22 protein-coding genes are annotated in these 24,338 nt (G+C 72.3%); 5 read left to right on the top strand and 17 right to left on the bottom strand.

The annotated features are described in order from the left end of the window. Positions 1–2: 2 nt before the first annotated feature. The 8 genes from ACQPXD_RS54430 to ACQPXD_RS54395 form a co-directional block, all read right to left on the bottom strand. Positions 3–1,964 carry a caspase family protein gene (locus ACQPXD_RS54430; RefSeq protein WP_432832797.1) on the bottom strand — a complete coding sequence of 654 codons (1,962 nt, stop codon included), beginning with the start codon at positions 1,962–1,964 and terminating at the stop codon, positions 3–5. Positions 1,965–1,970: 6 nt separating this feature from the next. Then, complete coding sequence (locus ACQPXD_RS54425; protein ID WP_432832795.1) at positions 1,971–2,372, bottom strand: effector-associated constant component EACC1; 402 nt, start codon at positions 2,370–2,372, stop codon at positions 1,971–1,973. Positions 2,373–2,503: 131 nt separating this feature from the next. After that, positions 2,504–2,668, bottom strand: coding sequence for a hypothetical protein (locus tag ACQPXD_RS54420; protein WP_432832793.1), 165 nt, complete (start codon positions 2,666–2,668; stop codon positions 2,504–2,506). A gap of 37 nt (positions 2,669–2,705) precedes the next feature. Further along, a complete protein-coding gene (locus tag ACQPXD_RS54415) occupies positions 2,706–4,607 on the bottom strand; it encodes a hypothetical protein (protein WP_432832791.1) in 1,902 nt (633 codons plus the stop codon). 66 nt (positions 4,608–4,673) lie between these two features. Beyond that, the gene (locus ACQPXD_RS54410) at positions 4,674–5,261 is read right to left on the bottom strand and encodes a hypothetical protein (RefSeq protein ID WP_432832789.1); all 588 of its coding nucleotides are present in this window, start codon (positions 5,259–5,261) and stop codon (positions 4,674–4,676) included. Next, the gene (locus tag ACQPXD_RS54405; RefSeq protein WP_432832787.1) at positions 5,258–5,905 is read right to left on the bottom strand and encodes a hypothetical protein; all 648 of its coding nucleotides are present in this window, start codon (positions 5,903–5,905) and stop codon (positions 5,258–5,260) included. The genes ACQPXD_RS54410 and ACQPXD_RS54405 overlap by 4 nt, the downstream gene beginning before the upstream one ends. Then, a complete protein-coding gene (gene eccD / locus ACQPXD_RS54400) occupies positions 5,905–7,293 on the bottom strand; it encodes a type VII secretion integral membrane protein EccD (RefSeq protein ID WP_432832785.1) in 1,389 nt (462 codons plus the stop codon). The genes ACQPXD_RS54405 and eccD (ACQPXD_RS54400) overlap by 1 nt, the downstream gene beginning before the upstream one ends. Next, positions 7,290–7,841 (bottom strand): hypothetical protein, encoded by a 552-nt coding sequence (locus ACQPXD_RS54395; RefSeq protein WP_432832783.1) that lies wholly within the window; start codon positions 7,839–7,841, stop codon positions 7,290–7,292. The genes eccD (ACQPXD_RS54400) and ACQPXD_RS54395 overlap by 4 nt, the downstream gene beginning before the upstream one ends. A gap of 87 nt (positions 7,842–7,928) precedes the next feature. Between ACQPXD_RS54395 and ACQPXD_RS54390 the strand changes: the two genes are divergently transcribed. Next, positions 7,929–8,267 (top strand): hypothetical protein, encoded by a 339-nt coding sequence (locus ACQPXD_RS54390; RefSeq protein ID WP_432832781.1) that lies wholly within the window; start codon positions 7,929–7,931, stop codon positions 8,265–8,267. On the opposite strand, the gene ACQPXD_RS54385 is transcribed toward ACQPXD_RS54390, so the two are convergent. From ACQPXD_RS54385 to ACQPXD_RS54370, 4 genes are all read right to left on the bottom strand, one after another. Further along, the gene (locus ACQPXD_RS54385) at positions 8,231–9,457 is read right to left on the bottom strand and encodes a type VII secretion protein EccE (protein ID WP_432832779.1); all 1,227 of its coding nucleotides are present in this window, start codon (positions 9,455–9,457) and stop codon (positions 8,231–8,233) included. The two genes, ACQPXD_RS54390 and ACQPXD_RS54385, sit on opposite strands and share 37 nt — an antisense overlap. 85 nt (positions 9,458–9,542) lie before the next feature. Beyond that, positions 9,543–9,731: a hypothetical protein gene (locus tag ACQPXD_RS54380; RefSeq protein WP_432832777.1), complete on the bottom strand. Its 189-nt coding sequence runs from the start codon at positions 9,729–9,731 to the stop codon at positions 9,543–9,545. A 73-nt stretch (positions 9,732–9,804) separates the two neighbouring features. After that, positions 9,805–10,206 carry a hypothetical protein gene (locus ACQPXD_RS54375; RefSeq protein ID WP_432832775.1) on the bottom strand — a complete coding sequence of 134 codons (402 nt, stop codon included), beginning with the start codon at positions 10,204–10,206 and terminating at the stop codon, positions 9,805–9,807. After that, positions 10,203–10,610 (bottom strand): YbaB/EbfC family nucleoid-associated protein, encoded by a 408-nt coding sequence (locus ACQPXD_RS54370; protein ID WP_432832773.1) that lies wholly within the window; start codon positions 10,608–10,610, stop codon positions 10,203–10,205. The genes ACQPXD_RS54375 and ACQPXD_RS54370 overlap by 4 nt, the downstream gene beginning before the upstream one ends. A gap of 106 nt (positions 10,611–10,716) precedes the next feature. Between ACQPXD_RS54370 and ACQPXD_RS54365 the strand changes: the two genes are divergently transcribed. After that, complete coding sequence (locus tag ACQPXD_RS54365; RefSeq protein WP_432832772.1) at positions 10,717–12,033, top strand: S8 family serine peptidase; 1,317 nt, start codon at positions 10,717–10,719, stop codon at positions 12,031–12,033. A gap of 194 nt (positions 12,034–12,227) precedes the next feature. Here ACQPXD_RS54365 and ACQPXD_RS54360 read toward each other — a convergent pair whose 3' ends face one another. The 4 genes from ACQPXD_RS54360 to eccD (ACQPXD_RS54345) all read right to left on the bottom strand — a co-directional run bounded on the left by ACQPXD_RS54360 (position 12,228) and on the right by eccD (ACQPXD_RS54345) (position 15,771). Further along, a complete protein-coding gene (locus ACQPXD_RS54360) occupies positions 12,228–12,515 on the bottom strand; it encodes a WXG100 family type VII secretion target (protein WP_432832770.1) in 288 nt (95 codons plus the stop codon). Between the two features lie 11 nt (positions 12,516–12,526). Beyond that, complete coding sequence (locus tag ACQPXD_RS54355; RefSeq protein ID WP_432832768.1) at positions 12,527–12,880, bottom strand: WXG100 family type VII secretion target; 354 nt, start codon at positions 12,878–12,880, stop codon at positions 12,527–12,529. A gap of 131 nt (positions 12,881–13,011) precedes the next feature. Further along, on the bottom strand, positions 13,012–14,418 hold the full coding sequence (gene eccB, locus ACQPXD_RS54350) for a type VII secretion protein EccB (protein WP_432832766.1): 1,407 nt from the start codon (positions 14,416–14,418) through the stop codon (positions 13,012–13,014). Next, complete coding sequence (gene eccD, locus ACQPXD_RS54345) at positions 14,419–15,771, bottom strand: type VII secretion integral membrane protein EccD (protein WP_432832762.1); 1,353 nt, start codon at positions 15,769–15,771, stop codon at positions 14,419–14,421. A 110-nt stretch (positions 15,772–15,881) separates the two neighbouring features. Here eccD (ACQPXD_RS54345) and eccCa point away from each other — a divergent pair, with 110 nt between their 5' ends. From eccCa to ACQPXD_RS54330, 3 genes are all read left to right on the top strand, one after another. Continuing rightward, on the top strand, positions 15,882–19,850 hold the full coding sequence (gene eccCa, locus ACQPXD_RS54340) for a type VII secretion protein EccCa (RefSeq protein WP_432832760.1): 3,969 nt from the start codon (positions 15,882–15,884) through the stop codon (positions 19,848–19,850). Positions 19,851–19,927: 77 nt separating this feature from the next. Next, on the top strand, positions 19,928–20,830 hold the full coding sequence (locus tag ACQPXD_RS54335) for a hypothetical protein (RefSeq protein WP_432832758.1): 903 nt from the start codon (positions 19,928–19,930) through the stop codon (positions 20,828–20,830). 20 nt (positions 20,831–20,850) lie between these two features. Then, positions 20,851–23,007: a hypothetical protein gene (locus ACQPXD_RS54330; protein WP_432832756.1), complete on the top strand. Its 2,157-nt coding sequence runs from the start codon at positions 20,851–20,853 to the stop codon at positions 23,005–23,007. 9 nt (positions 23,008–23,016) lie between these two features. On the opposite strand, the gene ACQPXD_RS54325 is transcribed toward ACQPXD_RS54330, so the two are convergent. Beyond that, the gene (locus ACQPXD_RS54325) at positions 23,017–24,234 is read right to left on the bottom strand and encodes an SseB family protein (protein ID WP_432832754.1); all 1,218 of its coding nucleotides are present in this window, start codon (positions 24,232–24,234) and stop codon (positions 23,017–23,019) included. Positions 24,235–24,338: the final 104 nt, after the last annotated feature.

Below are 24,338 nucleotides of genomic sequence, written 5' to 3'. Positions count from 1 at the left end.
CCTCAGCTCGGCTTCGGGATGTCGGTGTTTTCGTAGAGGATGCCGACGGCGAAGTTGTACATCTTCGGGTTGTTGTGCACCCGGATCTCCGCCGAGCACAGGCAGGACTCGTGCGTCCAGTAGGCGACCCCGTCGTGCCCGTCGTACCGGCCGATCCAGTACGTGTACCCCGCGTGGTCACCGGAGGCGGCCGGCTGCGGGCTGTCGCGCTGGCCGAGGCTGCGGACCCGATCCAGGGCGTCCTCGCGGCTCCCGGCGCGGTAGAAGCTGATGTCGACGTCCTCGTTGCCGTCGCCCAGGAAGTCCTCCATGACGCAGTCGGTGCCGTCGCAGGAGTCGAGGTACCCGAACCAGGGGCTGGCGAAGGCGTGCAGGTCCGCGCGGTCGAACCCGTAGTCCTTGCGGCCGGTGTAGTCGCGGAACGCGACCACGGCGGCCGTCGGGACCACGGTGAGCAGCACCGCGACGAGCACGGTGCGGCGCACCCACGGGCGCGCCGCGCGCCGCACCCATCGGGCCGACCCGCCGAGCACCGGGACGCGGGGCAGCAGCCAGGCCGCGATCAGGCCGCCGAACGCGAACCCGAGGACGCCGGCGACCCATAGCGGCAGGATGCGGTCGAGGGTCATCGCGCTCTTCAGCGTCGCGAAGGTCAGGGCGTCGTCGCCGTGCCAGGCCGAGCTCTGGTAGCGCCCGTACCGGTAGCCGAGGTAGAGGCAGGGCAGCCACACCGCCGCGGTGACGATGACGGCGGCCGTCACCCGCGGCCGGGTCGGGCGGCCCGGCTGCGGCCCGGACCGCCGCAGCACCGTCCCGGCCATCAGCATCGCGGCCGCCGGGACGAACAGCGACGACGTGTTCTGACCGTAGTGCACGAGGCCCTCGAACATGCCGCTCGCGGCCAGCAGACCCAGCCCGGCGGGCGGGATCCACCACGCGACGCCGAGCATGCGGGTGAGCAGCACGCAGCACACGTACAGGCCCAGCGCGAGCGGCAGGATCGTGACGAGGCCACCGACGAACACGCCGCCGAGGCCCAGGTCGCCGTCGCCCTCGACGTAGCCCGAGATCTCCCACTGCGCGCGGTAGGCCCGCTCGGTCGCCACGGCCGCGAAACCCGACGAGCCGACCAGGATGAGCAGCAGCAGGACGATGGCCAGCGACCAGCGGCCGAGCGCCCGCGCGACGGCCGGCGCGCTCGGTGCCGTGCGGCGGCGCACGCCGGCGTCCGGCAGCGCGGGCACGTCGGGGGCGTGGCCGATGACGACGTCGCCGTGCCCGTCGTACTGCCGTCTCGGCACGTACACGCCATCGCCGGCCATCCGTGAGTACACGTGCCGGTAAAGGTCCTCGACGGTGATGTCCGTGGCGTGCTCCCGGGCGGCGTCGCCCCAGAGCCCGGAGACGAGGTGCTCGGTGAAGAGGCTCAGCGCGTTGACGGCGGTCGCGTCACGGGCGGTGAAACCCGGCCGGGTCGCCGACAGGATGTACCGGCCCTGGCCGGCCAGCTCGCCGAGGTCCGGCGGCCCGGCCTTGGCGCCGCCGCTGTTGCAGCAGTCGAGCACGATGACGACCGCGGCCGCCGGGCACCGGGCCAAGGCGTCGTTGATCGCGGCGAAGCTGACCGCGCTTTCCCCGGCCGTCGCCACCGTGGTGTCCTTGCCGCACAGCAGCAGCGACCCGCTCTGCTCGCCGGTGAGCCCGTGACCGCTGTAGTAGATGAGCAGGACGTCGTCCTGCGTCGTGGAGCTGACCACGCTGTGCAGCTCGGTGAGGATCTCCCGGGACTCCAGTTCGGCGCGGACGATGACGTCGTCCGGCTCGAACAGCCCGAGCTCCTCGTGGGTCAGCACGGCCGCCATCTGGCTGATGTCGTTGATCGGTCCACGCAGGTCCGACAGCTCCGAGTCGGGCCGGTAGCGCGCGTTGCCCAGTAGCAGCGCGCGATAGCGCCGGGTGCTCACCGCGACTTACGCCGGCGGGTCGAGCCGGCGGATGAGCTGCTGCACCAGCAGGTCGAACTGGTCGCCGGAGATGTCCCGGCCGCGCAGGACGAACGACTCCTCGACCCCGTCGACCGTGCGGGACAGTTCGATCCAGCGGGTCCGGTCGCGGGCCAGCCACGCCTTCCACGCCTCGACGGCCGCGGTGAGACCACCGGCCGACGTGATCGCCACGATGATGGTGGACACGACACCCTTGTCACCCGAGCCGGCGGCGTGCTGCCGGGACACCGGCACCCCGTGCCCGGTCAGGAACTCCAGCAGCTCGTCGGCCTGTGCCAGCCAGACGGTGTCAGTCTCGTCGAACCGGTTGGAGCGCGCCCTCACCTGCAACCGCGTCGGCGCGACCATCGCCTCACCCGCACTCATGGGCAGCAACATGTCACACACTGTTGATCAACAAAAGGCGTGAATCCGTCAGGCGGCCGACAACCGCCCGAAAGGACAGGGCCCGCGCGACAACTCGGTCACCGCACCGATCCGAACGTCGATCTTTTCCGTCACGCGTCGCGGTACCGGCGGATGAGCTCCTGGTACCCCGCCAGGAGTGTGTTGATCCGCGCCCGGGCGAACCGGTCCGGAGCCTCGGCCAGCAGGTCGCGGCTGTGCTCGGAGACGAGCGCCTCGCCAGGGACCGCCTCGGCTTCGGGCGGGATGAACTTCACTCAGACCGGAAACCGCACACTTCACCTCAACTCCGCGTCAGCCGTGCCGCAGCGCGAGCAGTACCCCCGACTGGGCTACTCCGGCGTCACACACGGCGGTACGGGAGCCGGTAGCCCCGGCGCCGACGGCCTGGTCGAACAGGATCAGCCCGTGCCACTGCTGTCCCTCGGCGCTGGCCCGGCGGCTCATCCCGGCGGGAGCGCCGACCCAGCGTCCGGGGGTCCCGTTGGCGGCCACCCCCACGGCCAGGACGAGCTGGCCGCCGCTCGGCGCGCTCAGGCTGGGCACGGTGATGCTCGCCGAGTTGTCGTTGAAGGCGGTGGTGGCGGCGACGACCGGCGCGGACGGGTCGACGCCGCGATACACGATGACCGTTGACGAGTGGTGTGTGTATCCGTCGAAGTTCACCACGACCTTGGTGTCGCCGGCCTGCGCGGTGCGGCGGAACACCACAGTCTTCGGTTGCTCCCATTGGCCGCTGGTGGCCGTCGCGACGTGGACGTAACCGGCGGGCACCGAGAACGAGTACTCCTCATTCAGCTCGACGGCCACGATGATCTGGTCGCCGGCCCGCACGCCCGAAGGCAACTGGTGGACGTGGCTGACCTCGGTGCCCGGCTCCTGAATGACGGTGGCGGTGCCGACCTGTGTGATGAGCGCCGCGTTGGCGGCCGGCGGGCCGGGCGTTGCCGCGACTGTGGGTGCGGTGGGGGAGACCCCGGGCGGCGACACCGACGTTACCGGCGGCACGGAAGGGGAGGCCGACGGTGGCGGCGCGCTCACCGAGGCGCCGGTGGACGGCGCGGGCGAGCCTGATGCGGGCGCGGCGGCGGCCGCGAGCGCGGGCGGGCCGGCCGGCGAGTAGTCGCGCAGGAAGGGCAGCAGCGGGTCCTCGGTCGAGCCGGTGTTGCCGACCGAACATCCGCCGGCGGGCTGGCCGGGCCGCCAGCCCCGCACGTCGGCGCCGGCAATACCGTCGGTGAAGGAGGCGTCGAGCTTCGAGCGCAGCTTGCTCACGCGCTGCGCCCAGGTGACACATTGCGTGTCTGCGGTTCGGCCGGGGTCGAAGGCGAGCCCCGGGTCGCCGTCGCGGCTCGCGAAGACCCCGACGTCGGCGAGCACGAGCGGCTTGTCCACGGCCTCGGCCTGGGCCAGCGCGTCGGCTAGGTGCGGCGACGGCCCGGCGTTCATGTCGTAGTCGAGCATCGTGGCCACGTCGACGCCCGGGCTCTCCTCCAACTGGCGCCACTCGGCCGCACCGCCGTACACCGACGGCGCCTGCGTCCCCGAGGCGACGAGGTGGTTGGGGTCGGCGCGATGCAACTCGCCGCCGGCGACGTCGTAGAACTTTCGCAGTTCGGTCGCGCTCGCGGTGCTGCCCGGCGCGCTGATCAGCTCCCACAGGCCCACCGCGGGTTCGTCGCGGAAGCGCGCGGCGACGGTGCGCAGCCAGGGCAGGAACGACTCGGTGTAGCCGCCGCGGTACCACGCGTCGGGGCGTTGCTGGCCGCTCGGGGCGACGTCGTTGTCCGGCTGAGGGCAGTCCGCGCCGCCGCTGGCGAGCACGAGGGTCAGCAGCTGGCCGTGCCGCTTGGCCGCCGCGACGACGCGCTCGACGTCCGCCAGCCGCATCGTCTGGGTCGCCCAGGTACGCACCATCGATCGGGCCGGCAGCCCGCCGAAGAACGTGTCGAGCTGGGCGTCGTCCGGTCCCTGCCCCTGGTGACCGCAGCGGACGAGGCCCGGCACGGTCTGTCCGGCGAACCGGTAGTTGTGCCCGTCGAGCACCAGACGATCGCCGCGGCGGGTCAGGAACCCCTCGTGCGTGGGGGCGAGGTTCGCGACCAGCGTCGCCGCGCCCGCCGTGACGGCAAGAGCCACCAGCGCGACCGAGACCCGAACGCCCGCGCGGCGGCGCAGCCGGGCAACCGTCGTCATCAACGTACAACCTCCAACCCATATGTTGTTTGTTGTCTGGACCGGAACGACAAGATCAAGGTCGGATCAGGTCGGCGTTTCACCGGCCACATCGAGATAGGCGACCCCGATGGCCGTCAACGCCTGTGCCTGCCGCACCACCACCGACAGCGGCTCGTCCTGGAGGGACACCGTTCGCGAGCCGTCCAGCAGACTCGGTGCGCCGCACAGAAACTGCCACGCGTCGTACAGTAGCCGGTCGACATCCACGACCGGCCGCCCGAGAAAGCCGATCCCGAACATGTCCGGCCGATCCGCGTCCGCACCGAGCCCCAGCCCGAGCGGACACAACCGGTAGCGCCGCGCGAATTCCACCGTCGGGTCAGGCCCGCTCTCGACGACGACGCCGGCGGCGGACAACTGCGCGAACTCGTCGCCGAGGTCGGGCAGGCCGAGTCCGGTCGCGCACGACCGCATCGCGCCGATGGTCCAGCCCTCACCGGCCGCCACGTCCGGCAGGCCGCGCGCCAGGTTCCAGGCCGCGAACTCCTCGTCGGAGAACAGCCGTACCACCTCATGACCGACCCGGATCCGGTAGTACGCGGGCAGCGCGCCGGGACCGGCGTAGAACGGTCCCAGGAGGTGACCGACCGCGAACACCAGCGAGTCGCTCACGTGCTGCTCACATCGAGGTAGGCAGCCTGGACGGCGAGCAGACCGTGCAGGCCGTCGAGGAAGCCGGCAAGAACGTGGCCGGGGTCCTCCGCGTTGTCATCGTCGCGTTCCAGCTCGGCGAACGTCCGGCAGCTCGACCACAGGTCGCTGTCCACCGGCCCCCAGGCCCAGATCTCGAACATCGCCCGCCCTACCCGAGCCACCTCCTGGCCCATCAAGCCGATGGAGAACAACCAGGGCTCCTCCGGGGAGTTGCCCAGCCCCCATAGGAGGGGGTTCACGCGGTGCCCGCGCGCGAAGCCGACCGCATCGGAGCCATGAGGATCCGCCTCGGCGAGGAGACGATCGGCCAGCAGCTCTTGAACGGTTCGATCCGGCGCGCTGAGGCCCTGGTCACGCAGCCAATGCTCGACCTGCGGCCGCGTGCGGCCCGCTGTGTCGGGTCCGGCGTCCGCGTCACCGTGGGCCGCGCTCCAGGCGAGAAACTGCACCTGAGTCAGCCGCCGGACCGCATCGCCGACCCGGACCCGCGCGTCTCGCGGGCCGGTCGGGACGGTGCCGCCGCCCAGCGCCGCGGTGATGGATTGTGCCGGGCCCGCGGGCCGAGCGAGCAGATGGCCGACCGGGAACAGCAACGCGGTCATCACGATCCCCCGAACGCCGCCGCGACCAGCGGATAGAGCCCGAATACACCACACGCCACCGGAATGAGCATCAGCAGCAGCAGGTCCGCGATGTCCACCCCGGGGCGACGGCCCGCAGCGGCCGCCGTGCCCCGCGTCGAAGCCGGGTATCCGACGACGCCGACCGCCGCGCACACCGCCACCATCATCACGATCAGCAGGGTCCTGAGGCCGGCCGAGCCGTCCAACCGCCACACAGCGGTGACGAGCGCCTCGAGGCCGGCGGCGATCCCGCCGGCCAGCAAGGGAATCCGATGCCATCCGGCGAGGAACAGCCGCGCCCGGCTCAGCAACGCGCCGGCCACCACCGCGGTGAGCAGCAGCCCGGCCTCAGCGCCGGCAGTGACCAGAGCGGCTCCGGCGGCGACGCTCACCACGGCCGTGGCGAGCAGCATTCCGGCCAGCAACTCCGCGGCGCGGGACACCCGGCCGAACACGCCGGGCACGAACACCCCGGCGGCCGCGGGATCCCGCAGCAGCGGGGGCACCGATGCCTCCGCCAGCCGATCCGCCAGGGCGGGGTAGGCGGGCAGCAGCCCGACGGCGACGACCACGGCCAGCGCGGCGGCTCCGGCGGCCGACACGCCGGCGGCCCAGGCGACGCCGGCCACCAGCCCGAAGCATCCCGCCAGCAGACCCGCCGCGAACAACGACAGCATCCCGACGACTCCCAGGTACCCGACGGCGCTCGCCAGGACCAGGACGGCCGAACCGTACATCACCACCGACGGGGTGGGTCGCGTCCACAGCGGACCGGAGGTCGCCAGCAGCCCGGCGCCGGCGAACGCGTAGGGCAGGCCGGCGGCGGCGACCACCCCACCGGCCACCGCATCGGGCACCGCGCGGGAGACCGCGACACCGGAGGCGAGCAGCAGGGCGGCGACGCAGAGCGCGACAATGCCCGGAAGCCGCCACGGCGGCCCGCACAGCAGCAGCACGCCGAGCGCCAGCACGAGGACCGCCGCCGTGACCGCCAGGGCGGCACGGCGGGTCGCCAGCCGGTTCCACTCGACGCCGGCGGCGCGGGCGCCCTCGGCGATCGTCTCTACCACGTCGTCGTACGGCAGTTCGCGCCGCTCGTCACTGCTCGGCGCGAGCTGGAGCACCTCGCCGTCGCGGACGCCCTGGTCGGGGAGGCTGCGGGTGAGCTCCAGCGCGCTCCGGTCGGCCCGCAGCAGGCGCCAGCCGCCATGCCGCTCGGCCTCGTCGGTCAGCTGCTCGCCGACCTGACTCAGCACGTGCGGCATGAGCTCCCCGACGAGCGCGCTGTCCGGCAGCGTCACCCGGACGCGCAGCCGCGACGTCATGATGGCGATCGTCGTCAGGCCGACCGGCGCCGGCCGTGTCATGGCCGTACCACTCCGATCTCGCGTCGCTCGGCCGAGGTCGGATCGAGCCATATGTACCGATCCGCACCTCCGCCGATCAGGGCGAGCATGTCCGGCTCGAGTTCCTGCAGCAGTTGCGAGCTCTGGTCGGTGAGCTTGAATGCCGAACCGGCAAGTGCGGCCTCGGCGGCCGTCAGGCGCTGTACGAGCACCAGATCCGCCGACTTCAGCACGGAGACGCCGGCCGGAGTCAGTTGCCGGAGCAACGTGAGCTGGCTCCGCCACGGCATGGCCACGGACCCGGCGGCCGGGTCGAGGTCGTCGACGATCAGTACCGGGCGGTCCGGGGTCGCCGGCGCATGGGGTCGCGGATGAGCGGGCGGCGCTACCGTCAGCGCTCCGGACCCGTCCAGGCGCTCGCCGAGCCCCTGCCACGGCCCCGGGTCGAGTGTCGTCACGAACGCATCCGAGCCGGAAGCCAGCGCTCGAGCGACGACGAACTTCGCCAGCCACACAGCGCCGACGGCCGCGATCCGCGTCGGTACAGCCCGGAAGAGCCGCACGGACACCGGTTCACCGTCGCGGTCCTGGCCCAGGACCAGGCCGGCGCCGGGCGAGGAGACGCCGATGCGGCGCAGCGCCGAACGGGAAACCCGATGCGCGCCGGCAGCGAGCCGGTGCTGGTTCCGCCGGCCGCCGCCGGGCGCGGCAAAGGCATCGTTGTGCTCAGGCGGCGGCTCGGCCGGGCCCGGCGCCGCGACCACAGCCGGGGGCACGGCCAGCGCGGCGGCCGCCTGGGGTACGCCAACCGCCGCCGCGACGGCCGCGACGTTTTCGGCGCCAACGGCAGCGGAGACGCCCGGCGCCGCCTCGCCGGTGTTCCGTGCGGCCGCGGCCTCGGCCCGGCGGTCCGCATCCGGCCCGCCGCGCTGGTACTGCTGGCCACGCTGCAGGCTGGTCACCGCACGCTGCCTCCGGTCGGCGCGGACGCGTAGACCGCGGGGGCGTGCTGACCGTCGAGCCGGGACAGACCGGCGCCGTCCGCCCGCGCGACACCCACCACGGCCGCACAGACCTGACTCAGCCGGCGTCGCGGCGCCGCCACCCGCACCAGACACCGCACGAGCGCATCGTCGCCGTCGGCCGTCATCGTGATCGCGACGCTGGTCAACGTCGCCGGCGTCACGGCCAGCGCGTCGAGGAGCCGGCCGATGCGTTGCGGTGGCGGCCATTCGCGAATCCAGAACGTCGCGTGGGCCAGATCGTTGGCCGGCCAGGAGATCCAGTGCTCGCGCAGGTCCGCGGCGGCGGCCGGGCGATCGAGTCCGACGGAGTGCGCCAGCGCGGCGAGCAGGCCCTCCGGATCGAGGACCTGAGTCGTCAGCCCCATGTCCCGCAGCGCCTTCGCCTGCCGGCGGATCAGCGTGGCGACGACCGCGTCTGCCTGGCCGGCCGTGCGCGCGGGGTCCGCGCCGAGAACGGCCAGCGACCTCGCGTCGAGGCGTACCACGATCCACGTCACGCGCTCGATGGGAATCGGTCCGCTGCGGTCGGGCGGCTGACGGTTCGGCGCGGCCGCCCCGCCCTGGGCCGGAACGGTGTGCGTCACGACCTGGAGCACGGCGCCCGGGCACGCGGCCTCCTCGATCAAGCTCAGCAGCTCGTCCGTGGGGAGGCTCGGCCGGGGATCGTCGCGCATGGGCGCACTCGGCTGCATCACGGCGGCCGCGAACCAGCCCTCGCCGTCGCGCCCGACACCGATCCGCACCCCGTCCGAGCCCGTCACGGCGCCGACGGACAGTCCCGGCGCGACGCGGCGCAGCTCCAGCAACAGCCGGCCGGGCTCGGTCACACCGTTGACGGACCCGCCCCGGGCCCTTCGCAGCGACCGCTCCCAGCGATGACGCCGTCCCAGTCGCCAGCGCAGCTCGATCCGTTCGACCATCCACCGCTTGTCGAGACGCGTCAACACCGCCGCGACCATGGCGACGGCAGCGGCGGCGCCACCGGCCGATGCGGCGGTGGGATGGCTCGCGGCCAGCACCACGAGGACCACCGCCCCCTGCACGACCAGCAGCTGCACGAGGTGGAACGGTCCGGCGTAGCCGGGTCCCCGGCCGGTGTCCTGGATGGACTCCCGCTCCGGTGCCGGGTGGGCGGCTACCGGGGTACCACCCACGTCCACGGCTACCCTCCCCGCCCTGGCTCGTATGTCGGATCATCTGATTGGCAATGTACCGGATGCGGGCAAGACAAGAAACGCCATACTACTAGTCCGGCGAGGTGATGGCTGGCTGCTGCGAGATGTGACGCAACTGCGCCGCGTGCGCGCTTACGGCGAGCTTCCGGATCGAGTTCGCGAACTCGGCCGGCGTCATCACCAGCTCATTCCGGTTCCGTTCAGCGATGTACTCGTCGTAGTGCGCCTTGTTGGCTGCCGCGGTCTTGCGGAAGCGCATCTCGCCCCACCCGTACACAAGTTGGTTGACCGCTGCCGGCCGAGCCGTCACAGTGCGCATCCGGCCTGTATGGTCATCGGCCGAGCTTGTCGAGCTCGTCCCGTTCGTGGTTACCCGCGGCGATCTGGCTGCCGATGGCCGGGTCGAGCTTCCACACCGTTTGCGCGATGTCCTCGTCGAGTGCGCTGATGTGTGTGACCGCGTAGGCGGCGAATCCCATCGCGTCGTCGGCCGTGTTGACGACGGTCGGGGCATTGTCGATCACGAACTGGGCGCCGCCCTTGTCCGTCTGGTAGACCTTCTCGAAGTTCTCACCGGCCTCCGACGTTCCCCACGGCTTGCTGGCGTGCAGGCCGACGATCTCTGTGAGCAGGCCGCCGAGTTTGTTCTTCATCTCGGTCGTAGCCACGATTCCCCGGCCGGCCGCGGCCAGCGCCGCGTCCAGGTCCGCGATGTCCGTCTCGCTCTCGCTCACCGGTTCTCCTTCGTATCCAGCTCGTCGAAAATGAAGTCGTAGCGGCTCAGGCGGCTCGCCGCATCGCCCTCCAGGGCCGAGCGGACGTCGAGGGTCGGGCTGAGCCGCGCCGACAACTCGTCGACCCGCTTGCCAGCCTCGACCGTGGCCGACTGGATGGTCGCGACGATCGTGTCCGCGAGCGCCTTCGAGTCGGGACGCCGGTACACCCGGGGATCAAGGTCCAGCGAGACCACCTGACCACGGAACCCGACAGTCGCCTTGACGAGACCGTCGGGCGATGTTGCCGAGGCGGCGATCGCGGCGAGGTCGCGCTGCAGGTCGCCCATGGACGCCCGGATCCGCCGGGACTCCGCGGTCAGGCTCTCCGCCAAGGCCCGAAGCTTGCCGAGATCATGCTCCACGTGTGCCCTCCTCCAGCCCTAGACACATGAAGCATAATACAACAGCGAACATAGTAAAGCTTGACAATAAACGCCCCGACCAGGGCGTATAGGAGGTGAACCGGAAATGTCGAGCCGACGGTGGCTGGTGCCGGCACTGGGGTCGCTGCTCGCCTTGCCGGCTGCCCTCCTGGTGCCGACGAGCGCGCACGCGGCGCCGGCGACGTGCTCGAACGCGCAGGGCCGGGCCGGTGAGACGGTTCAGGAAGTACCCTGGCAACAGCGATGGCTCGACCCGGAGCGGGTCTGGCCGTTCACCACCGGCGCCGGCCAGGTGGTCGCGGTGATCGACAGCGGCGTGGACGGCAACCATTCGCAACTGCGCGGTCACGTGCTGCCCGGCTTCGACCTGGAGTCGGGCCACCCCGACAACAACCTCGACTGCATCGGTCACGGTACGTCGGTGGCGAGCATCATCGCCGCGCAGGCGTCCGACCTGGTCGGTTTCAAGGGGTTGGCGCCCGGCGCCACCATCCTGCCCGTCCGGCTGGGTGACAGCGACCCGGCCGCGACCCCGGACAGCGGCAACGCCCCGAGCACGGCGATCGTCGCCTCGGCCGTCGCGTGGGCGGCCGCGCACGGCGCGACGGTCATCGACGTCTCGTCCGCACTGGCCTACGACGATCCGCTGCTGCGGTCGGCCGTGCAGCAGGCGCAGGCCGCAGGCGTGGTCGTGGTCGCCGCGGTCGGCGACCATCACGACGCCAACCACCTGGTCGACCCCCCGACCTTCCCGGCCGCCTATCCGGGCGTGATCGGCGTCGGCGCAATCAACTCGTCGTTCGACCGGGCGTCGAGCTCGCAGGTGGGTGACTACGTCGACCTGATGGCGCCCGGGGATCAGGTGCTGGCCGCCGCCCGGATCGCCGGCCTGCAGACCTTGTCCGGCACCAGCGTCGCGGCCGCAGTGGTCAGCGGCACGGTGGCCCTGCTGCGCGCGGCCGCGCCCACGCTCACCCCGCAGCAGGTCGCCGAGCGGCTGGCGGCCACGGCCGACCCGTCCCCCGGCGGGCAGCGTGGGCTCGCGTACGGCCGCGGCATCGTCGACCCGTACCGGGCGGTGACCGAGCGCCGGTGGCCCGGCGAGCCGAGCGCCATCCCCGGCGTCGCGTCGCCGGTGCCCGACCAGGCCGGCATCGCGCGCAACCAGTGGTGGAACTCCGCGGGCGACACCGCGCTGGCCGTGGCCGGCGTGGCCACCGGCGCGGCCGCGCTGCTGGCGGCGGTGCTCGGGGTCCTGCCGGCCGGTCGCCGGCGCCGCTGGCGCACCGGCATGGCGCCGGCGCCCGTCGACCCGGTCGTCGACAACGTGCTCGATCATGACGACCTTTTCGCCCTCAAGGCGAGCCGCCTGGATCAGCGAAATACAACCATCGGGTCTTGAGTCTGTTGCCTGGCACAAACGTGGGTGCTGCCGTGCGGGTTGCGTCGATCGGGAGCCGGGACGCATAGACGCCGGCCACAAACCGGCCCGGGCCGGCTTGTGGCATCCACAGTCACTCAGCGGGAACGGCGCAGCACAACGGCCTGGCCCGGAAACCGGACCAGGCCGCGTCGCATCGGCGGTTGGGCGAGCACTTACTGAGTGGCCAGGCTCGCTTCGAGCTCCGCCATGAGTTCGCCACCGAGGTGAGTCGCCGTCGCGAGGTCGATGAGCGCGCGGGTGAGAGCGTCACATGCGTCGTTCCACTTCTTCTGGGCGGCTGCCCACCCATCGCTGTTCTTGCCGTCCCAGACCGCGTTCAGCGCCGAGGCATGCCCGTTGATGTCATGTTGAAGGGTTTCCGTCGCGCTGCTGGCGGCGCGAATTTCGCCGACGAGCTCCGCGATGAGCCCGGGTTGGTACAGGATCTCAGAACCGCTCATGGCGACCGCTCCTAGCCGTTGTAAAGAGTGAGGCCCTGGGTGATCGGCCCGGGCTGGACCTTCCTCAGGTTGCTTTGGACCTGCTGGTCGGTGTTGACGTAGCCGACGGCGGACTTGTTGATGTGGTGCGCTATGTTCGCAAGCGCATCGTTCACCTGCTTCCAGGCCGCGTCTAGCTCGGTGTGCACCTGAGTGAACGCGTCCGGCCCCATTCCCAGGAAGCCGGGCATGGTGCTGTCCACAGTTCCCCGCAGCTTCGTCATGCTTGAATTGAGCTGATCGTATTCGGCGCCGAACTGTTGGACCACGTGGTTCATGGTGTCGATGTCGGTCCGAACCAGACCAGGATCCCCACTACCAGCCATGATTGCTTCATGCCTCCGCTCTTCGATGGCGGCCCGCCGGCACGCGAGGTGCGGGGGCAAAGCCAGCCTGATAGCTACGGTAGCGTATGTTGGATTTCTTGCCCAGGTAAGACGACATACGACTGTCGGTATCAGTCGTCCGGTTCGTTGGCCAGGGCCGCCCGGGCCGCCTCGGGGTCCAGCGGTGGGCCCTCGGGGATGCGGACCAACAGGCCCGCCGGAAGTCGGCTCGGCTCGTCCGTGCGATACCCCAGCGAGCTCAACGCATCGCCGCCGGCGACGGCGAAGCGCTTGCCGGCATCCGTCACCAGGTAGATCGGCCCGTTCTTGGCCTGCGGTGACGCCAGCGCCTCCACCAGGGCCGCCTTTCCCGGCGGGACCCAGACCCGGTCGGCCAGCGGCACTCCGGTCGCCGAGATCGCCTCGCTCGATATCGCGCCGCCGCCCGCCGGTACCTCGCTGCCGACGAGGAGCAGCGGCTCGAACGACGAGTCCCGGTACACCGCGCACAGCGTCGTCCGTTCGGTCGGCGGCCGGACGAACCTCGGCGGCTCGGCCGGCGGCGCCTCCGCCGTGGCTTCGGGCCCGCCGGCCTGGCGGGTGGCCGCGACGTCGCTCGCGCGGGCCTCCTTGGCGGCCGGCAGGTCCTTGCTCGCCAGCTGGATCTGGGCCTGCAGCAAGGTGAGCGGCTGGAGATGATCGGACGCCACCAGGTAGTACCGCCGCGTCCGGTTCTCGGCGGTCACCGTGAGCACCTGGCCGATCGTGGCGCCCGGCAGCGCGGTGCTCGGCGAGCCGACGCCGGCGGGCCGGATCGGGCCGAGCGACCGGCCCGCCGGCAGTGCCTGCACCCACGCCGCGCCGACGGGAACGTTCACCTCGGCCGGCAGCCCGAGGGCCACGCCCACCGTCGCGGGGTCGTCCACGTGATAGCGGCGGTTGTGCCAGACGATGTACGTGTCGTTGGTGGCCGGCACCGACACCAGCAACGCCAGGTCGCCGGGCGGGGCGCCCTCGACCGGGCTCCGCCCGACGGCGATGGCGGTGCGCGGCACGATCTTTCCGGTCTTGTCGGGCGCCGGCTCCGTGCACAGCGACCACGGCGCAGGCACCAGGTTCCCGGGCCCGGGGATGGCGTCCGGTGCACCCTCGATACCCAGTTCGACACCGCGCCGCACACCCATCAGCGATGCACGTGCGGTCGTCGTCACCGCCGTCGAGCCGACCAGCAGCGCGGCGGAGGCGAAGTTGCGCACCGGGTGCAGGCGGCCGTCGATGTACACGAAGCGGGCCCCGGTCTCCTTCTCCACGATGACGGTGTGACCGTCCTTCCAGGACGTTTTGCCACCCGGAAACACCAGCCCGAAGACGGCCACCGCGCCGAGGGCGATCACGGTCAGCATGAGCGTGCCGAACCCGGCGCCGCCGAGCCGGCGGAAGGGCCACTCGTCCGGATCGGGCCGCCGCATGACGACCGCGCTGACGACGCGGCGCATCGCGAACTGGTAGCCCTCGACAAGATCCCGTCGCGACGTCATCTATCCACCCAGGCCGCGCATCTGGTGGTAGAGGCCCAGCACGTCGGCGGCGACGACGGCGAGCGCGAGGGTCAGCAGCACGTCGAAGACGTCGCCCAGCCGGCCCAGCTGCGGCGACGGGCGGCGCCGGCTGTACGTGAGGCCGGCCGCGCAGACGATCGCCGCGCCGGATACCAGCAGCGGCACGACGAGGCCGAGCCGGAGCGTGGCGGGCATGCCATGCACGACGCCGGCCGCCGTCGCCAGCGCGCCCACGAGGCCGGCGAACAGGACCACCAGCCGGTGCCCGAGCACGACGAACAGCCGGGCGCGCAGCAGCATCGCGGCCGAGGCGGCGCCCGCCAGCAGCAACTGCGCGGTACCGCCCGCGGCGGCGAGCGCCGCGACCGCCGTGCTCAACGCGGCTCCGATGCCGACCAGCCCGCCGGTGAGCAGGGCGTGGGAGTCCAGGACTCGGTCCCGAACGACCCGGTCCGGCACCGGATCACCCCCCGCGAGCAGCTCGTCCGCCCCACGCGGCACCGACGGCGTCGGTACCCGGCCCATCCGTACCGACAGCAGCGGCATGCCGGGCATGAGCACGAGCAACGCGGTCGCCGCCAGCGCGGCCGTGCCGGCACTGTCCAGCGGTCCCAGCGCCACCAGGCCGCTCACCAGGCCGGTGAACCCGGCCAGGATGCCGCCCACGAAGGCCCGGCCGCGCCGGCCGAACTGGATGTACGCGCCCACGCTCAGCACCAGCAGCACGGACGAGGCGACCAACAGGTGCGGCGCCCCCATACCCAGCGGCGACCGGGTGCCGCCGACCGCGAGCAGGCCGCCGGCGAACCCGTACAGAAGTCCCAGGACCCCCAGCGCTGTCCCGGTTCCGGCGGAACCCAGCCGGGACGTCACCGCGCCGGCGCCGACGAGCAGCACGGCGGCCGCGAGCATCGCCGCGCCGAGGGCCGGCCAGCTCGCGACCGGCAACAGCGCCACCGGCGCCGACACCAGCACGACGGCGGCCACGAGCGACCCGGCGGTGCGCGGCGGCCCGGCGCCGCGGGCGCCGACGTCCAGCACGATCCTTTCCTCGTAGGCGGGCTCCGGCCACTCGACGTCCGGCGGCACGAGGTGCAAGACCTCGCCGTCGCGGACCTGCTGCTGGCCCAGCGACCGCTTCGGGTCCAGCGGGCTGCCGTCGGTGCGGCGTACCGCCCAGCCGTCGCCGGACCGGTTCGTCGTGATCCGGCCGAGCAGCGCCGGCAGCACCGCATGCAGAGGCGGATGCTCCGGAATGGCCATCTCGAAGCGCCCGCCGGCCAGGGCGATGATCACCCTGGCCAGGCCGGGAACGCTCCCGCCGGTCGCCATTGTCGTCTCCTTGTGCCCGTCGACAGGTAGCCGCGCTATCAGCAGATACTCCTACAATGTAGGGTGCGACGCCTGGACCCGACAAGCAACATAGACGCGAGGAGACACCGGTGGCCACGGTCGTGATCAAGCGGCTACCCCGTCGGCCGGCGCCCGAGTACCCCTCCGGGGAAGTGGTGCTCCAGTCGCCGCCGGAGGTTTCCGTGCCCGACGGCGCACGCTGGCAGCAGGTGCTGATGATGCTGCCGATGCTCGCCGGCTCGATGGCGATGGCGCTGATGTACTCGAGCTACGCCGCGACCGGACGCAGCAACGTGCTCATGTACGTGACCGGCGGCCTGTTCGGCCTCTCCTCCGTCGGCATGCTGGGCTCGCAGTTCATGTTCGCCGGTGGGCAGAGCAAGCGGCAGATGCGCGCGGCCCGGCGCGAGTACGTCCGCTACCTGTCGCAGCTACGGATCCGGGTCCGGCGGACCGTGCTGCTGCAGCGCGAAAGCCTCCATTACCACTACCCGGGTCCCGACACGCTGTGGTCGGTGCCCGCCAGCCAGCGGCTGTGGGAACGGCGCCCCGCCGACCCGGACTTCGGCATGGTACGCATCGGGCTCGGTCCGCAGGAGCTGGCGACGCCGCTCATCCCGCCCCAGACGAAGCCGCTCGACCAGCTGGAGCCGATGTGCGCGGCGGCGCTGCGCCGGTTCATCACGGCGTATGCCATCGTCGACGACCTGCCGGTGGCCATGGCGCTCGACGGGTTCGCCCGGGTCCACCTGCGCGGCGACGCGGCGCGATGTGCGGCGCTGGTCCGGGCGGTCCTGGCCCAGGTCACGATGTTCCACGCGCCCGAGGACCTGCTCGTCGCCGTCTGCGCCGGCCCGGACCGCCGCGCGTCCTGGGAGTGGGTGAAGTGGCTGCCGCACGCGCTGCACCCCAGCCGCACCGACGCGCTCGGCCAGGTCCGGCTGGTCTCCGAGACGGTGACCGGTCTCGAGGCCATGCTCGACGACGTGATCGCCTCCCGGCCCAGGTTCAATCCGAGCGAGTCCAGCCAGCGCGTCGGCCGGGTGGGCCGCCACCTCGTCGTGGTCCTCGACGGCGGCTCGACGGCGGGCTCCGACCACCTGATGACCGACGGCGGCATGGAGGGCGTGACGATCCTCGACCTGTCCAGCCCGGTGCCGCGGATGCTCGACTACGCGACGCTGGTGCTGGACATCACCGCCGAGGGCACGCTGTCGAGCACCACCATCAGCGCGACGAGCGAGATGGGCCGCGCCGACGCGCTCAGCCTCTCGGCCGTCCAGCTCCTCTCCCGCCAGCTCACGCCCCTGCGACTGTCGGCGGCCGCCCGCCCCGAGCTGGCGATGAACTCCGAGATCGGATTGGCGCAGCTGCTGCGCATCGACGACCCGTTCGAGCTGGACACCGCCGTGACGTGGCAGGTCCGGCCCAATCGGGACCGGTTGCGGGTGCCGATCGGCGTTTCGGCCGACGGTACCCCGGTCGAACTGGACCTGAAGGAGTCGGCCCAGGACGGCATGGGACCGCACGGGCTGCTCATCGGCGCGACCGGCTCGGGCAAATCCGAGCTGCTCCGCACGCTCGTGCTCGCGCTGGCCGCCACGCACGACTCCGAGACGCTCAACTTCGTACTGGTCGACTTCAAGGGCGGCGCGACGTTCACCAAGCTCGACCGGCTGCCGCACACCAGTGCGGTCATCACCAACCTGGTCGACGAGCTGCCGCTGGTCGACCGCATGACCGAGGCGATCAACGGTGAGCTGGTACGCCGGCAGGAACTGCTGCGTGCCACGGGCAACTACGTCTCGCAGCGGGACTACGAGAAGGCCCGGGCGGCCGGAGCGCCGCTGGCCCCGCTGCCGAGCCTGCTGGTGATCTGCGACGAGTTCAGCGAGCTGCTCTCCGCCCGGCCCGACTTCATCGAAATGTTCCTGCAGATCGGACGGGTCGGCCGCTCGCTCGGCGTACACCTGCTGCTGGCCTCGCAGCGCCTGGAGGAGGGCCGGCTGCGCGGCCTCGATACCCATCTGTCGTACCGGATCGGACTGCGGACCTTCTCGGCGGGCGAGAGCCGGGTCGTGCTCGGCGTGACCGACGCCTACGAGCTGCCCCGTTCACCCGGCCACGGGTACATGAAGTACGGCACCGAGGTGATGACGCGGTTCCGGGCGGCCTATGTCTCCGGGGTACTGCGGCGCGACGGGGTACCCACCACCGCGGCGGCGGCCGACGCGCAGGTCCGGGACTACGCCACGCAGTACGTGACCCCGGTCCTCGCGGACGAGCCGGCGGAGCGGGACGAGCCCGACGACGAGTCGATGGGCGAGAGCCTCCTCGACGTGCTCGTCGGCCGGATCGAGGACCGTGGCGTGCCGGCGCACCAGGTGTGGCTGCCGCCGCTGGGCGAGCCGCCGTCGCTGGACGGGCTGCTGCCCCCGCTGCGCGCCACCAGCGACCGCGGGCTGACCGTCGACGACCCGGCCCGGCACGGACGGCTGCAGGCGGCGGTCGGCGCGATCGATCGCCCGTTCGAGCAGCGCCGCGACGTGCTGTGGCTCGACCTGTCGGGCGGCGGCGGTCACGCCGTTGTCGTCGGCGGGCCGCGCAGCGGGAAGAGCAACGTCCTGCGGGCGATCATCACCAGCCTGGCGCTGACGCACACCCCGAGCGAGGTGCAGTTCTACTGCCTCGACTTCGGCGGTGGCACGCTGAGCACGCTCCTGGAACTGCCGCACGTCGGCGGAGTCGCGACCCGGCTGGAGATCGGGCAGGTGCGCCGGACCGTAGCCGAGATCTCGCTGCTCATCGCGCAGCGCGAGCGGCAGTTCACGCAGCGGCGCATCGACTCGATGGCCACCTACCGCCGCCTCCGGCGCGAGGGCGCGCTGTCCGACGACCCGTTCGGCGACGTGTTCCTCGTCGTCGACGGCTGGTCGACGGTCCGGTCCGAGTACGAGGACCTCGAGCCGCGCTTCAACGAGATCGCCGGCCGTGGCCTGACGTTCGGCGTGCATCTGCTGGTCACCGCCGGGCGCTGGATGGAGCTGCGCCCGGCGGTTCGCGACATGCTGACCACGAGGCTGGAGCTGCGGCTCGGCGACCCCAGCGACTCGATGCTGAACCGGCACGCCGCGATGAACATCCCCGAGCAGTCACCGGGGCGGGGCATCACTCCCGACCTCCACCATTTCCTCGCCGCCCTTCCCCGTCTCGACGGCGCGCACACCGTGGAGGACCTGACCGAGGGTGTGGCGAAGCTCGTGGCGGGGGTCGCCGGCGCCTGGCAGGGTCCCGCCGCGCCGCCGGTGCGGCTCCTGCCGCCGATGTACGCCTACGACGAGATGCCGATCGACGACCCGCGGTCCGGCCTGCCGATCGGCATCGCCGAACTCGACCTGGGCCCGGTGTTCGTCGACCTCGCCACCGACCCGCACTTCCTGCTCTACGGCGACATCGGCTCCGGCAAGAGCGCGTTCCTGCGCGCGTTCGCGCGGACGATCACGGAGCGCTTCACGCCCGACGAGGCGCGGATCCTCATCGTCGACTACCGGCGGAGCCTGCTCGGCGCGGTGGCCACGGACCACCTCATCGGCTACGGTACGTCGGCTCCGCGGGCCGTCGAGATGCTGGCCGAGGTCGCGCAGGTGATGCAGGGGCGGCTGCCCGGTCCGGACGTGACGGCCGAGCAGCTGCGCAACCGGACCTGGTGGTACGGGCCCGAGCTGTACGTCCTGGTCGACGACTACGACCTCGTCGCCGGCTCGCAGAGCAACCCGCTGCAGCACCTGCTGGAATACTTCGGGCAGGCCCGCGACGTGGGCCTGCACGTGATCCTCGCCCGCCGGTCCGGCGGCGCCGGCCGGTCGCTCTACGAGCCGGTCATGATGACGATCCGCGAACTGGGCTCCGCCGGCATCGTGATGTCCGGCAGCAAGGACGAAGGGGCGCTGCTGGGTAACGTGCGGCCGGCGCCGATGCCGCCCGGTCGCGGCTGGCTCGTCACCCGCCGGGGCGGCGCCCAGCTCGTCCAGCTCGCCTGGCTCGACCCGCCGGAGTAGGCACTACCCCGAACTCCGCCGGGACAGGTACCGTGGAAACAAGCAACAGCCGACATGCGACACCCGGACGGAGCCATATGGCGGACGGGCAGCCTTCCACTGAAGTGGACCCCAATGCGCTGAACACCTTCGCGCAGGCACTCGGGGAGACCACCTCCACCCTGGCGCAACAGGCGCTCCGCGAGATGCCGAGTCTCGCCGGCGAACTCGCCATGGACCTCTCGACGCTCAACGAAGGCGTCGAATTCCGGAACCACCACCTGGACGTGGCCCAGCAGTTCGTCACCTTCCTCCGGGACGCGACGGCCGGCGTCGGCGCCCTCGCCGATGCGGCCAACACCATCGCGCTGGACTACACCACGGTCGACGATCTCAACGCGAGCCGGTTGCTCAACCTCAACACCGGAGGGGACTACAGCCCGGCGAAGCTGCTCGGGCTCTACAACATCACCGGCAGCTCGGCCCAGGTCAATGCGACCGTCGATGACGTGGACGATGCCTTTGCGCCGGCGCGGGCCGACGACTACAACCCGGTCCTGGGCATGTTCCACGGTTACGGCACGGGGAACGTGCCGGAGCAACCGGCCACCCCTGCCGCCAAGGCGCTGGTCCGGCTGAAGAGCGACCCGGTCCAACAGACGCTGGCCACCTGGCAAGCGGAACGCGACACGGAGCAGGCGAGGAAGGACGCCGTGAAGGCCTCCAAAAGTGCCGCCGCCCAGCGAGCGAGCACCTACCACGAGCAACACGAGGTTCTTTCGACCAAGCTACCGCAGGACAAGGGTCCGGCGGTGCCCATCCTCGACGCGCAGGGTCGCCCGTTCCAAATTCCCGCCGACCGCTCGGACCAGACCGAGGTGAAAGACGCCGACAAGGTTCACGAACCGGGGCTCTACGACGGCCTCGACGTGGGCGCCCTCGAAAAGCGGCTGACAGTCGTCGCCAATCCACCGGCGGACGACACGCCCGGCGGGCGCTAGGCCGGGGGACGGGATCGACGATGGCTGACCCGTCCGACTGGCGGAACCTCAATTGGTCGGCCACCACGGCCGACCTGGCCCGCCCGCCGACCTACGCCCAGATGCTGAAAATCCCACCCCCCGCCGACGAGGGCCACACCGACTTCGCCCACTACAGCATCGAGCAGGCGTACGCGGCCATCCAGCTCGAGAGCGACGGCGCGGCCTACGGCGCCGCCCTGGTCTGGGGCCGAATCCGGGGTTACATCGACAGCGTCGTCGAAGACATGATCAACCGTGGCAACGCGATGGAGCCCAGTTGGTCGCCGGCGAAGAGCATGGCCGCGGCCACGTTCTTCAGCAAGATCGCCGCTGCCCTGATGTCGCTGCGGGAGTGGTCGCAGCACGCCAGCGGGAACGCGACCGCGCTGCGTGCACTCGGCGACGTCATCAGGGACGCCCGTGACACCGTGGATCCGGCGAAGGGGATACCGGCGCTGTACACGCAGTACAAGCAGCGGATGCTGGCCATTATCACCGAGTACGACACGAACCTGGCCAAAATGAGGGAGGCGCAGCGGACGAGTTCCTTGGCGACAGGTACCTACCGAACTGACGCCGAAATCGACACACTCGAGGCCCGCCAGTTCCTCGATTTGACGAATGCCAAGAAGGACGCCACCCGGAATTACTACAGCCAACAGGCCGCGATCATCATGAATCGGGTGGCAGACGCCTACACCACGGCGCGGGAGGAGGTGGCAGCGGGCTTCGTGTACCAGGGGCCTACGGCAGCGGCGGAACCGGCGTCTGTCCTGCTCCACGACCTACTGCCGAAGCTCGGCCTGGGCGGCGCCGGCGGCGGGGGCCTGGGCAGGCCCCAGCCGATCGCGCTCGCCCAACCGCCGGTCGCGGCCGGCCTCAGCGGCTTTATCCTCCGCGAGCCGCCGCCCATCCCGCTGGCCCAGCCACCGGGCGCCGCCAACCCCAACGCCCCCACTCTCGGCGCGCCGTCGCCCATCCCGCTGGCCCAGCCACCGGGCGCCGCCAGCCCCAACGCCCCCACTCTCGGCGCGCCGTCGCCCATCCCGCTGGCCCAGCCACCGGGCGCCGCCAGCCCCAACGCCCCGACCCTCGGCGCGCCGTCGCCCATCCCGCTGGCCCAGCCACCGGGCGCCGCTAGCCTCAACGCGCCCGCCCTCGGCGCGCCGTCGTCCATCCCGCTCGCCCAACCGCCGGGCGCGGCCGGTGTACCCCGGCTCGGCGCCCCGGCCGGCTTCGGCAATATCGACAGCGGCGCCGGGGCCGGGCTGCCGCCGCGGGCCGGAATTCCGAGCCTGGGCCGTCCGGCGAGCCCCGGTGGCATTGGTAGCACCGGCGGACTCGTCCGGCCCGGTTCTCCCGGCGGCGGGGTCCCGGGCATGGGCGGGCGTCCCGCCAACGGCATGCTGCGCGGCCGCGGCGGCCCGCCGGGCGGTGGCGCACCGGCGGGCGGCCGGCCCGGCACGCCAGGCCAGCCGGGCGCGGGCGGCCGTCCGCCGGGAAGCGGTCAGCCCGGTCGCGGCGACCGATCGACCACCGGCGGCGACCATACGCTCGATCTCGCCGCGCGCGACGAGTACATCGGCGCGCCGCCGGCGCCCCCGGGCCCACTCATCGGCCGGCTGGGCGGCGTGCCTGCCGGTCCGTCCGGCGTGCCTCCGGCCGGGCTGCCCGGGCGGGGCGCGCCGGGCGCCGGCTCCGGGCGGCCCCCGCTGGCAGGTGTCGGCCGGTCGCGCCACGCCGAGAGCGAGCTGCGTGGCCGGCGAGCCCGGATCGAGGCGGCCATGACCGAGGAGGAGCTGCTGCTGCCCGAGTTGCTCAGCACCCCCGACCTCACTGGACGCAACGGGCTGGCCGCGATCAAGGCGGAGATCGCCGCAGCCGCGCCTCCGGGCCGTGCCCTGGTCGGCGAGGCGCCCGCCGACCCGGCCGCCGGGAAGCCGGGCCGGCCCGCCCAGGGTCGCGGCCCAGCACGCACCACCCGGCCCTCCACCGAGCCCGGGCGCGCGGAGCCGGGGCCGGCGGCCGAGGCGGCGCAGTCCGCCGCGGCCGTCGACGAGGAAATCTTCACGGTCGAGACCCGGGAGACCAACGCGATCGAGGCGCCGGTCGCACAGGTGGTGCAGGCGCCCGGTAGCGCCATCGTCCGGGGCTGACCGCCGCGGTCAACGGCTGAGCCCGGTCCATCCGGCCGGGGGCGAGTAGCGGGCCACCGGCTCCTCGCGCCCCGACCGATGGACCCGGACGAGCACGGCAGCGGCCGGCATCTCGATCCCGTCGGCCACCGGCGTCTCGTACGCGTCCGCCGCCGGCTCGGTCCAGCGCAGCATGTACCCGAACTCGTCGTCGGCCCGGAACGGCGAACCGTCGCCGAGCAGGCCCACGTACGCGTAGAGGTCCGCGAGCGGCAGGGCCACGTCCGGCCGGCGGTGGATCAGCCCGGCGACCCGGTTGTGCCCGCTGTCCAGGTACCGCGCGACCTGGGCCGGCAGTACGACCACCTGCACCTCGACGCCGTCGCCGCCTGAGGCCGGGTCGACCGGGCCGGCGAGTTGCAAGGGGACGGCGCCGTTCGCGGAGGCAGCTGGTGCCCCGTCCGGACGTCCGCCATCCGGCCCGCGGACAGCGGTCAGCCGCTCCTTCACCAGCTCCGCCACGACGGCGATCACCGGCCCATCCAGCAGCGAGCCGAACACGCTTCCCGGGTTGACCGCCATCGCGGTCTCGCCGTCCGGCCACGCCAGTGCCAGCTCGGCGAGCGTCGTCTGCACCCACTCCTGCTCGCCAAGTTGGTCGCGCAGCCGGCGGTCGGAGGTGTAGACGGCGATCGGTCTGCCGTCCAGCTCCAGGCGCCACCAGAGCAAGGCCGGGTCGGCGGGCGCCGGCCCGTGGCCCGGTCTCCCGTCGATCGGAACGCACAACGGGGCGGTGGACAGCGCCTCCACGAACGCTTCCAGGTCTGCGCGGTCGGCGGCGTCCCGCAACGTCTGTTCGCGCTCGTCGGCGGTCTCGTCGGCAACGGCGGCAAGCTCTTGGACGGCGACCGGGTCGAGGTACGCCTCGATCGGCAGGCCCGGGTCGACGGCCAGCCAGAGCTGCGGATCCGGCCAGGTCCGGGCCAGCTCGCCGAACCGGGCCCGGCGGCTGCGCTCCGGCCGGCCGAGCGCGGCGGCCAGGGCCTGGCGGGAGGTGAACGCGAGCACCATCGTGCGGTTGTCGGCCGTGGTCGTCGCCCACGTCGGTGTGTCCGGCTCGCCGAGCAGCGGCAGCAACAGGTCGGCTCCGGCGAGCGCCCGGAGGTAGCGCTCGCGGTCGCCGGCCGACCGGGTCCGCCGCAGCTCCTCCTCGAGCGCGTCCGCCGGCCTCCACGCGGCAAGGTCCATCGTCACCCCAGTCGTGCCGGGCCGCCGGCCGTCGGAGCAGCTTCAACGCGGCGGCGGTTCGCTTCGTAGCTCCGCTCATGAGTGACGTGTGTTGGCTCTGTGCT

The sequence above is a fragment of the Dactylosporangium sp. CA-092794 genome, from assembly GCF_050948465.1.
Classification (GTDB): domain Bacteria; phylum Actinomycetota; class Actinomycetes; order Mycobacteriales; family Micromonosporaceae; genus Dactylosporangium.
The sequence above is the reverse complement of the archived record's forward strand: the minus strand, read 5'-3'. Positions and strand labels throughout refer to the sequence as shown.